Annotated in this window: 6 protein-coding genes; all 6 read left to right on the top strand. The window is 57.6% G+C overall.

What is annotated here, in order from left to right:
• The first annotated feature begins 41 nt into the window (after positions 1 to 41).
• The 6 genes from ACUNV4_RS10460 to ACUNV4_RS10435 all read left to right on the top strand — a co-directional run bounded on the left by ACUNV4_RS10460 (position 42) and on the right by ACUNV4_RS10435 (position 8652).
• Positions 42 to 2153 (top strand): ATP-binding cassette domain-containing protein, encoded by a 2112-nt coding sequence (locus tag ACUNV4_RS10460; protein ID WP_430878486.1) that lies wholly within the window; start codon positions 42 to 44, stop codon positions 2151 to 2153.
• 2 nt (positions 2154 to 2155) lie between these two features.
• Positions 2156 to 3469 carry an HlyD family type I secretion periplasmic adaptor subunit gene (locus ACUNV4_RS10455; protein ID WP_430878485.1) on the top strand — a complete coding sequence of 438 codons (1314 nt, stop codon included), beginning with the start codon at positions 2156 to 2158 and terminating at the stop codon, positions 3467 to 3469.
• Between the two features lie 4 nt (positions 3470 to 3473).
• Positions 3474 to 5165, top strand: a complete 1692-nt coding sequence (locus tag ACUNV4_RS10450; RefSeq protein ID WP_430878484.1) for a hypothetical protein — start codon at positions 3474 to 3476, stop codon at positions 5163 to 5165.
• 52 nt (positions 5166 to 5217) lie between these two features.
• Complete coding sequence (locus tag ACUNV4_RS10445) at positions 5218 to 5922, top strand: hypothetical protein (protein WP_430878483.1); 705 nt, start codon at positions 5218 to 5220, stop codon at positions 5920 to 5922.
• Entirely contained in the window at positions 5919 to 7328 is a 1410-nt protein-coding gene (locus ACUNV4_RS10440; RefSeq protein WP_430878482.1) for a TolC family protein, read from the top strand. The genes ACUNV4_RS10445 and ACUNV4_RS10440 overlap by 4 nt, the downstream gene beginning before the upstream one ends.
• Positions 7329 to 7575: 247 nt before the next feature.
• Complete coding sequence (locus ACUNV4_RS10435) at positions 7576 to 8652, top strand: HDOD domain-containing protein (RefSeq protein ID WP_430878481.1); 1077 nt, start codon at positions 7576 to 7578, stop codon at positions 8650 to 8652.
• Positions 8653 to 8718 lie beyond the last annotated feature (66 nt).

Genomic DNA, 8718 nt, shown 5'->3' with positions numbered 1-8718 from the left:
CTGCGCGCGGAAAGGTTTCCGTGTTACCTGAATCGCTTGCAATGCTCAAGCTTGTCACTGATAAGCAACCTGTTGAAGACCCGCTGATGTCATGCATCGCCACGGTGCTGGAATTTCACCAGCGCCGGACCGATCTGAGTAGTCTGGCATTGCAGTTGCCCAGTGCGGGGGATCGCTGGACCATCGCGACGCTGCCTGCGATCGCCGAGCATCTCGAGTTCGAACTTCGTATCGACAAGTGCACCGTGGAAGAACTGCACAACACGCGTGCGCCCGTGATTCTGCCCATGCGGGCCAATCGGTTCGTCGTGGTACTGCCCAACCCGGATGGTGAATCCTGTGCAGTGGAACCGGGGGGGCAGCCACAGGCCCTGAGCAAGGAACTGCTGTGCAACTGGTGTACGGGACGAGCGATCGTGCTGCTGCCAAAGCAGGCAAGAACTGCTGCCGCGACCGAGCACATGCATCAGAAGAGGGCAATCGACTGGTTCTGGCAACCGATATTGCGTTTCACGCCGAACTTTGCCGAGGTCGTGCTCTGCACCTTGTTCATCAATTTTCTGGTGATCGCCTTGCCGCTGTTCACGCTCAACGTCTATGACGCGGTTGTGCCGAATCTGGCGATGTCGACGCTGACGGTACTGGCGATGGGCGTCTGCACGGCCATCCTGTTCGATGTTCTGCTCAAGACTGCTCGCACCTCGACGCTGGAGCGGATTGCCGCCAGAACCGGTGCCCGGTTCGATAGTGTGCTGATGCAGCGAATGCTGAGCCTGCATGAGGAGCAGATGCGGCTGTCGGTTGGGGAGCGCAGCAATCTGTTTCGTGAATTGCAGGGTCTGCGCGATTTCTACGCGACTCGCCTGATTCCGGCGCTGGTGGATTTTCCGTTCTTCCTGCTGTTTCTTCTGGTGATCTATCTGGTTTCACCGATCGTGACGCTGGTACCTGTGGGAATTGCCATCGCCATTCTGGTATTGAATGCGCTGGTGCAGATACCGGTCAAGCGATCCACGCGTGGTCTCTTCTCCTCCATGCAGGAGAAATCGTCCATGATGGTTGAATTGCTGTCCGGCAGCACCGCACTGAAACAATTGAATGCGGTTGGCATGAGTCTGAATCGCTGGAACATCACGACCGAACAATCGGCCGAGGCGGCGCGCAGAAACCAGCGCTGGGTGTCTCTTGGGCAACATGGTTCATTGGGCTTGATGCAACTCAATCATGTGCTGATCGTGGTGGTTGGCGTACATCAGATTCAGGCAGGTAATCTGACGGTCGGTGGTCTGGTGGCCAGCACGATTCTGGCAAGTCGCACCATTGCGCCCATCATGAACCTGCATGGCGTGGTGGCCCGCTGGACGCAATCCCGGGATTGCCTGCGTACCATCGACGATCTGTTCAGGCAATCGGCAGAGCTTGCAAGCAGCCGTGTCCTGCCAGCGAGCGAGCTCAAGGGCGCAATCCACGTCAGTGGCTTCAGCTATGTCTACCCTGATCAGACTCGGCCAGCGGTGAATGGCATCAACCTGTCTGTCCGTGCCGGCGAACATCTGTGTCTCATCGGACCATCAGGGGCGGGCAAGAGTACGGTTGCACGCGCCATGGCAGGCGCCCTGTTGGCCAGACAGGGGCAGATCAGCATCGATGGCTATGACTATCAAGCGCTGGCGCCTGCGCGTTTGCGCAGCAGTATCGCCCTGATTCCGCAACATCCGTTCTTCATCGCGGGAACTGTCCGCGACAATCTGTTACTGGGCTTGCCGCATTGCACGCCAGAGCAGATATCCAGGGCGACTGCTCTGGCTGGTATGGATCTTGTGTTCCCGGGAGGAGGTCAAGGTCTGGATCGGGTCGTTGGAGAAAACGGGGAGCAGCTGTCAGGTGGTCAGAAGCAGGCAATTTCCATTGCCCGTGCGTTCCTGCGTGAGCCCTGTGTTCTGGTCTTCGATGAGCCGACCAGTGGTCTGGACTCGGCCTTGCAACGTCAGTTCATGCAGAGCATGAAGACATTCAGTCGAGGTCGTACCCTGATCATGGTAACGCACAGCATGTCCCTTCTGGAGCTGGTGGATCGCGTTGTCGTGATGGATCGTGGATCCATCGTCGCGGATGGGGAGCGAGAAACCGTCATGCAGAAATTCGCGGCCTGATCATGAGCGGATTCGACGAACTCTACACGGCAAGACTGGACGAATCGGCAACCGGCACCCCGGTGAACAGTCTGCGTCGGCATGTCACCATCCTGCTGGTCGTGCTGATGTTGCTGTCCTTTCTGGCCTGGGCTGGTCTGTCGCGGATAGATCAGCACGTCCGGGCAACCGGGCGGGTGGTCCCGGCTGGCAATGCAAGAACGGTTCAGCATCTGGAAGGGGGGATCGTGATGGAGATACTGGTGGCCGAAGGTGACGAAGTCAGCGCCGGCGACCCCTTGTTCCAGATCGCCAACACCCGTGTCAGAACCACCTTGCATGAGGGGACCTTGCAGCAGTTGTCGCAGATGGTACGCCGCGAGAGATTGCTGGCCGAGGTGAACGGTCAGAGTGAAGTCGTGTTCCCCACCGAGTTGATCGATGCTCAGCCGGATTTCGTTGATGCCGAACAGGAACTCTTTTCATTGCGTCGCCAGGAACATCTGCAGAAGCTCGAGGGTCTGCAGAAGCGCAGAGACCAGAAGCGGCTGGAGATCGATGCCCTGAAGTCACGTGTCAGCAACATGGCCGATGAGGTCGGTGTGCTAGCGCGGCAGGCGCAGATCAAGAGCGGACTCTTCGAGTCCGGCATTGTCTCCGAAGCCAGTTATCTGCAGGTGAAGGCAGAGCTGGTCAGGCTGCGGGCCGAGCGCAAGAACGCCCAGATGCAGATTCCGATCGTGGCGGCCGAGATGGAGGAGGCAAGCAGCGAGATTGCCGCAGCGGCTCAGCAATATGCCTCGAGTGCCAAGAGCGAACTGAATGACGTCGAGGTCAGTATCAGCAGTCTCACGGAAAGGCTGGCAGCGCTGGCAGATGAGGTTGAACGTTCGGAAATCGTATCGCCGATAGATGGTCGCGTGAATCAGTTGTTTGTCAATACCGTCGGTGGTGTATCTCAGCCAGGGGCGCCGCTGGTCGAGATCACGCCAGCCAGAGAAGCGCTCGTTGTGGAGGGCAACATGTCGACGGCGGATAGAGGCAAGGTCTGGCCCGAACTTCGAACCATGACACACATCAGTGCCTACGATCATGCCTTGTACGGCGGATTGGAGGGGCGCCTGTCCTACATCAGTCCCGATACCTTCACCCATGGTGATTCACGCGAATACTACAAGATTCGTGTCGCCCTGGATTCCGATCGTTTCGACAGTGAACACGTGGTCAGGGCAGGAATGACGGCCGAGATCAATATCCTCACTGGCCGCATATCGATTCTCGGGGCCCTGCTGAAGCCACTGACGCGCTTGCGCAGTACGGCACTGAGAGAGGGGTGAGGCCATGAAGGACCCCTCACTGCAGAATGATGGCAAGGAATCTGACACTGGTGCTGCCAGGGCTGGCCCGATCGACCGTCTGATTGCCTGGATGCATCTAAAGGATGAACATCCACTTCTACCACTGTCTCTGGCTCGTTACGTGCCGATATCGGTGGTGCTGAATTTCCTCGGCGTGGCGCTGCTGGTCATCCTGGGCTTTGATACGCTGCTGGCTGCCTTTCTGACCAATGTTCCGCTCAATGGGCTGATCATAGCGATCATGCTGATCGGGGTCGGCATGTCGGTCACTGCCAATCTCAAGCTGTGGATGACGGGTCTGTACCTCAACCGGTTGGGCAACATTGCCATGCAGTTCAGGATTCGTGATGAGGAAATTGCAAGCCTGCAGAAAGAGCTGACTCGCAAAGCGTCGATTCTCGATTGCAAGAACATGCAGAACCTGCTGGACAATCTGCGCAACATGGGCGCGCTCAATGTCAATGACAATGACGCGCGAATGATCAAGTCCAAGCTGGGGGCGAGAATCAATCGTGGGCGTGGCAAGGTGTCCTTTCTCGGCGGATTGCTGGTCATGCTGGGGCTTCTGGGTACCTTCCTCGGGTTGCTGGGTACCATCGATGCGGTCGGTGAGGCAATGGCCGGCATGGCGTCCATCGGTTCGGATTCCGGTGATGGCGGGGGGATGTCCGGTTTCATCTCGAGTCTGGCCGCGCCGCTCCAGGGGATGGGACTTGCATTCAGTTCGTCGCTGTTCGGTCTGTCGGGTTCCTTGCTGGTAGGAACCTTTCAGTTCTTCTCCAATGGTGCCCAGGACCATTTCATCGAGGCGGTCAGTCGCTGGCTTGATGAGCAGATTCCGGGAATGGCTCAGGCCAACAAATCGGCCGGCCGGCCATCCGACGGTCCACCGGTCGCCGATGCCGAGCTCAAGGCCTGGATTGTCGGATTCATCCAGTCTTCCCGGAATACGCAACGCGAGCTGGCCGACGTGGTGGATGCGATTCTGATCTCCGCCGATGCCTCACATCGTGCCATCGAGAACAACGAACATCTGGTGCATCAGCACAAGGTCTTGTCAGAGAGTCTTGCCAGTCTCAATCAGGGCATTCAGACCATGGTTGAGCAGCAGGCACGGGTCGAGTCCGTATTGAGTGCCGACTTTGCCCGATCCCTGCTCGATGGCCAGTCGGTGATCGGTGATCGCCTGGGCACGCTTGACAAGCAGTTCGATGTGATCATGACATCCCAGCAGCAGGCTGCTGCCAGCATGAATGATCTGTCTCGTACGCTCAGTGAGCAGATCCCGCGTCATGTCCTGCAGACAACGGATCGTTTGGGCAAGGCGCTCGACCGTGTCAACGGCAAGCTGGCGCGTCTGTCGACTCAGGATCAGGCGCAGGTCAGTGAACTGGCTTCTCAGATCAGACGATTGGAGAAGATGGTCATCATCTCCGAACGACGTTCGGTGCAACGGGATCAGAAGGTCCAGAACAACCTCCAGCACCAGTTCCGTCGTGAATCGGACCGATTGAAGAAAACCATAGGCGACAATATAGCGTCTTCGGTAAACAAGGATGTCATTCCATTCATTGCCAGAGAGCAGCGCGAGCTGCAGAAGCTGGCAAGGATCATCGACAGGCAGTATGGGCGTCGCAAGGATGATCGGGAAGACCCTGATGCCGGAGTGGCATGAGCATCGTGTGCAGGACAGCAAGCTGGCCAGTGTCGCTCAAGAGGATTGAGCCGTGAGCGCTGATGGCGGTTCCGATCTGGCCGCGAACTCCTGGCCGGGCTTCGTCGACATCCTGTCGGCGGTAGTCATCATGTTCGTGTTCTTCGTACTGATCACGGCTGCTGTTCTGTATTTCTACACGATTACCTACAAGGCCAGAATCGAAGGCCAGCCCGAACCTGTCACCGAGATCGAGGACACGGCGAGCAGTACCGCCAGGATGGAAGAACTGGAACGGGAAAACGAGGAGCTGCGGAAACAGATGGAATCCGAGCAAGCAGCTTCGAGTCAGGGCGGTGGAGGTGCTCAGGCAGAAATCAGCGAAGATACACAGGCCGTGGCGCAGGCTTTTTCTGCGCAGGCATCGGAACAGCAGTTGATGGCGTCGAAGGAGGACCTGTCGCTGGTGCTGTTCCATGACCCGGGTGCCATTACCGTCGATACAAGCAGTGAAGCCAGAATCACCGAGTTCATCGAGGAGATGGTTGACCAGTATGGTGCAGAGAATCTGGAAATCGAACTGAACTCGCCCAGAGTTGCCAATGCCGCGACTCAGAGCCGTGCAAAGCGTCTGGCCGTTGCCAGGATGCTCAATGTGCGAAATACATTACTCGATACAACGGCCGATCGAGCAAACATACAGCTGAAGGTTGTGGAGAATGAAGCGATTGAAGACTCCGACAACTGGACGCGTTTGAAGATCAATATCCGCCAATGATTTCACTCGTCGTTGAACACACCATTCGGAGAGGACATCTTTCTGCCATTCTCGCTATTGCCTTGCTGCAGGGCCTGTGTTTGTCGCCAGCGATGGCACAGTCGGATGCCGAAGACAGACTGGCGGCACCCACCGTGGACAGTGCGGAGGACCCTGAATCGATCTCGTTTCAGACATTGCTGCACAAGGCGATGGCCAACAATCCTGCCATCGACGTTGCAGAAGCCAGAATCGATCAGGCCATCGAACTGTCACGACAGAACGGCAGCTATCGTTTTCCCCAAGTGGAAATCAGCAGTACGCTGGGGCCGGAATACAATGATCCAGCGCCGAATACCGAGTCCGGACGGGCGAGTACCACGGGACGCAACCTGAAGCTCAGCGTCACTCAGCTACTGTTCGATGGGGGCAGTTCCCGGGCAGAGCATGAGCGCAGTCAGCGGCTGGAAGGGGCAGCGCATGCCGAGGCGAGGATCGAAGTCGAGGACCTGTTCCTGGATGTGGTGACTCACTACATCGACTACTGGCGATACCAGTACGAATTGATGCAGGCCGAGCAGTTCGTGACAACCATGGATGAACTGGTCGCCGACCTGGGGGCGATGTATCGTGGTGGTGCAGCGAGCAAGCTGGAAGTGGATTTTGCAAGGGCCAGGCTTGCGTCGGCTCAGGGTGTGCAGAGCTCGGCGACTGCCTCACTGAACAATTCACTGAGCGAACTGGAATATCTGGTTCCGGGTCTGCGCAAGTTCAGGGCCGTGTCACCGGAAGAATTTGCCGACATCCGGCTCAAACCACTGGCAGACTATATCGAGCAGGGAGCGGTGTCGAACAGTGGGTTTCTGACCAACCGATTCAGCCGGGAGGCAACTCGCCTGCGCGTCAGTGCACAGAAGGGGCGATACCTGCCTTCTGTGGATTTCGAGCTCAGCGGTTCGATGATCGATGACGAAGGAGGGCCTTCGGTACAGCGTGACAAGTTTGCCGCGAAATTGCTGATCAACTACACCTTGTACAGCGGTGGCGAGCGCAAGGGGGGAGTCAGACGCGCCGAAGCCCAGTTACGCGAACTGGAAGCGGAACGAGCTCAACTGGAACGGGATGTGTTCAGGGCCATTGACCAATCCTACAACAGTATCACCTCCGCTCGCCTGACTCTGGATGCCGTGCTGTCGGAGATTTCTGCCAACGAGGATCTGCAGAAACTGAACCGCAGAAATCTGGAACTGGGATCGATCAACATCATCGAGCTCATTGATGTCGAAGAGCGTCTGTTCAATGCTCGCAGTCGCAAGGGGGATGTGGTGGCCACCATGTATCAGGAGTATCTTGATCTGATGATCTCTGCCGGTCTCTCCGATGAACTGCTGCAGCAGTATTCGCTGCAATTGCCTGAAACGGACTGAGTCCTTGCCCTGTTGTCGGTTTCGGCAGCGATGGCTACCAGCCAGGTTTCGGTCCTGCGCACGCCGGCCAGCCAGCTCCCGCGCTCGCGACTGCCCGTTACCACGAATCTGGCAGCTTGGACGGTAGCACAAGCGAGCGGGCAGACTGTCGAGCCCTCGCTTCGGGCTTGATACAGCGGCTGTCCGTTTCCTGCGAATTGTCGAACAACTCGCAGTGAGGCAAGGTTCGCTCAGGCTTCCCTGTTACATGCCGACAACTGGAGTGTGTGCTTGCGCCAAGCTTGACGTCGAGTGGAATCTTCCCGGTGAGGACTCCGTTGCGCCATGGTTTGGTGTCGATCCGGCTGTTCGCCTGATCGGCGGTGGCGAAGGCATGCGTGGGACGGCACGTCGAGCTGCGAGCTGTGTTCAAGTGATCAATCCGCTCTCGCCAGCTTTGTGTTCCGGTGCAGACAGAAAGGACAATATCGACATGAGTCAACAACGCGAACTGACAGTACTGATCAACAGAAAGATCGACAGCGGAGAAGTCGAGTTGCCGGTCTTCGATGACATCGCGCTGCGAATCAACCGCGAAGTCAACGAGAACAGGCTGGACGCCGAGCACATCTGCAAGATAATCGAAGAAGATCAGGTACTGGTTGCCGACCTGCTGCGCATGGCAAACTCCTCGTTCTTCTCCGGGCTTTCGTCTGTCAGCAGTCTGCGGGAAGCCGCAGTGCGCCTGGGTATACGCCAGATCGCATCCATCGTGTTCTCGGTCAGCCAGAAGCGTCTGTACAGTGCATCGCGCGGCATGTTCAAGGCGCGCCTGACACAGCTCTGGCAGCACACCTCTGCGGTTTCAATCGGAGCTCGCTGGCTTGCAGCCAATTCCGGCTATCGGAACCTGGCTGACGAGAGTTTCGTTGCCGGGCTTCTGCATGATATCGGCAAGCTGTCGTTGCTGTGCGCCCTGGAAGACATCATCAGCAGCGAAGGTCTGGAGCTGTCGGATGAAGTTGTCAACAACATCTTGCAGGACATGCACAGCGAGCACGGTGCGCAGTTGCTGACCCTGTGGAACCTGCCCGAATCCTACAAGACGATCGTATTGCACCTGGATGACGAGGCGTGCGATCCGCACAATGTCGTGCTGTGCATGATCCGCCTGGTCGACAAGGCTTGCGTCCTTGAAGATATCAACGACATGCCAACCGACGAAGTCGTGATTCTCGAGAACATGCCCGAAGTGGCGGCACTGTCGTTGTCCGACAGGGATCTGGCTGAACTGCGCCTGGTACTCCAGGAAGTGAAGGGCGAGCGCCAGGCAGCAGCCGCCTGAGGCAGATTCGAGACCGGCTGTCCGCGGGCCCCTGCGCTCAAGCTCGGCTGGAAGACGGCTTCATGA

The sequence above is a fragment of the Granulosicoccus sp. 3-233 genome, from assembly GCF_052681095.1.
Note: the sequence above shows the minus strand (reverse complement) of the source record. Positions and strands in the feature narration are given on the sequence as shown.

Coding starts and splice junctions, on each gene's coding strand:
- ACUNV4_RS10460 (WP_430878486.1), top strand. CDS start 42: ATGCTCAAGCTTGTCACTGATAAGCAACCTGTTGAAGACCCGCTGATG.
- ACUNV4_RS10455 (WP_430878485.1), top strand. CDS start 2,156: ATGAGCGGATTCGACGAACTCTACACGGCAAGACTGGACGAATCGGCA.
- ACUNV4_RS10450 (WP_430878484.1), top strand. CDS start 3,474: ATGAAGGACCCCTCACTGCAGAATGATGGCAAGGAATCTGACACTGGT.
- ACUNV4_RS10440 (WP_430878482.1), top strand. CDS start 5,919: ATGATTTCACTCGTCGTTGAACACACCATTCGGAGAGGACATCTTTCT.
- ACUNV4_RS10435 (WP_430878481.1), top strand. CDS start 7,576: ATGCCGACAACTGGAGTGTGTGCTTGCGCCAAGCTTGACGTCGAGTGG.